Origin of the sequence: Sporosarcina beigongshangi (assembly GCF_033485195.1) — a bacterium.
GTDB classification, from domain to species: Bacteria; Bacillota; Bacilli; order Bacillales_A; family Planococcaceae; genus Sporosarcina; species Sporosarcina beigongshangi.
The window spans coordinates 1-1,918 of record NZ_JAWLIR010000083.1; the positions used below are offsets into that span (position 1 = coordinate 1).

General features: G+C 40.1%; 1 protein-coding gene. It reads right to left on the reverse strand.

Annotated features, from left to right (window positions below):
* Positions 1–106: 106 nt before the first annotated feature.
* A complete protein-coding gene (locus tag R2B77_RS17820) occupies positions 107–1,696 on the reverse strand; it encodes a transposase (RefSeq protein ID WP_203249339.1) in 1,590 nt (529 codons plus the stop codon).
* Positions 1,697–1,918: the final 222 nt, after the last annotated feature.

The following is a 1,918-nucleotide window of genomic DNA, read 5'->3' on the forward strand; positions in this document are numbered from 1 at the left end:
TGATTAGCCCCCAAAAAGCCTGCTTTTTAAAATTGAACAAGGATTTTTCGGAAGTGCTTTTACAATTAATGGAGTTCGCGAGAAGATACAGCTTCAAACAAGCCTGTTAGGCTATCCTAGCCCTGTATTTTGTGACTGCTTTGAAGTTGAAGGCCATTACTTTGCAGTGAATCCAGATTTTTGAGCGCACTAATCCACGGATGGGAATATCGTCAATTTTGAATCCCCTCCGGAGTGCTGACACAATTCCTTCAACTCCGGCTCTGAAGTTAGAAAGAAGAAAATGTCTTTCGCTATTCATTTCACTTCGTACGATATCCGTTTGTAATTTGTTTTCCGAGAATCGTACAGTGTTGAATTTCTTTTGTTGCTGAATCGGGCATTGATCCAATAATGGACATGAGGCACACTGTTCTTTTGAAAATTTGGCTGTGTATACTTTTTTCTCCGCGTCATACTTAGTCAGTACTGGTTTATAGCCGGCAGGACATTCTGTAATCTGTTGATTTTCGTCGATTTGAAATTGATTTGTAGGCAACTTGTCCTTGGAAGGCTTTCGTCCCGTCATTGTTGAAACGCTCATTTCAATGTCTTTGTTCTTCGCCTTTTCTAATGACTCTTGACGGTAATAAGCACCATCTGCCGATAAAACCTCGATTTCGTTTGCAAGGGGGTCTTGTTCTATAAAGTTTTCTCCAAACTCAGCGTCACTGTAAAGATTGTTTTGTACATCGTGACTTAAAATAAGCCCAATATTTTTCTCTTGATCACGGACTTCCACCAGATTGACGACATAGCCAACATCGCCTTTTCCATTCTTGTAGCGGTAAGTGGCATCCGGATCGGATGGGTTTTGCAAGTTACTTGGTGACAACTCTTTTCCTTCCAACGGAATGAGAACACCTTCTTCCGTTTCGATACACTGTTCATTCAAAAGACGTGTGAGTACTTGGAATACCTTCATCTCCCGGAACCCACTTTTGTTAAATAAGTGTTGATATAATTCAGCTGCGTTTTCGAATTGTATGGCTAACTTGTCTCCGACTTCACTACTCTTGGCGTGATAGATTGTCTTGTTTTTATGTTCACTCTTCAAGTACGCTTGGAGATGTTCAGGAACCAAAGTCGGGTCTACTTTATGCGTAGCTTGAATCATCTGTTGAACAACACGATAAACAAGTTCTAAACGGGATAACTTCTTGCAGGAACTGCTCAAGAGAAATGAATCCATACGTGCCATACTCTTGTCTAATTCGATAAGATCGGCTAATTGTGCAGACAATGCATCTACTTCGGCTTTTAGTAGGTCGGTACCCGTTGTCACTTCATATTCAACTAAACGTTGGCGAAAGTTCGTTAGTGTATTTATGCAGATTTTTTCCTTTTCGAAATTCTCAATGCCTAAGGCATACTGGTATCGATAATCAAAATAAAGGGAAGAAAGTAATTGTTCATCAGTTAAATTATGCAATTCTTTGAGGATGAGTAGGCTAACTAGGATGTTTACGGGTTTATTGGGACGACTGAAAGTCTCACTGTAAAGCACGGAAAAACGATTTTCATTGACCTTCAAAAAGATATCTGTATAGAAGCCTTCCGCAAAACTGTTTTGAAGTGCCTCCAAAATATACTTTGGAAAGTCAAGGAATCGGTCATCTATTGAAACTTGTTGCTCTTTTCTTCCGGGCTTGAACATAGGGAAAACCTCCAATTAGTAGCTGTTACTACTATTTTATCATTTTTTCGTTCTATAAAGGTTGAAGTATAGAATTTTAATGTAAAATTAGCGAAGGCGCCTTTCAAGTGGTAGCCGAAGTGATAAGACTGACAGTGGTTTTCTGACAGGCTTATCACGGGAGGCATCCACGAAGCGCCGGAGCGGTGTTCGAAGGAATTTCAGCTTTTTGGGTGTGAATCA

Excerpts from the sequence above, each read along its gene's own strand:
- R2B77_RS17820 (WP_203249339.1), bottom strand. The coding sequence starts at position 1,696 with ATGTTCAAGCCCGGAAGAAAAGAGCAACAAGTTTCAATAGATGACCGA.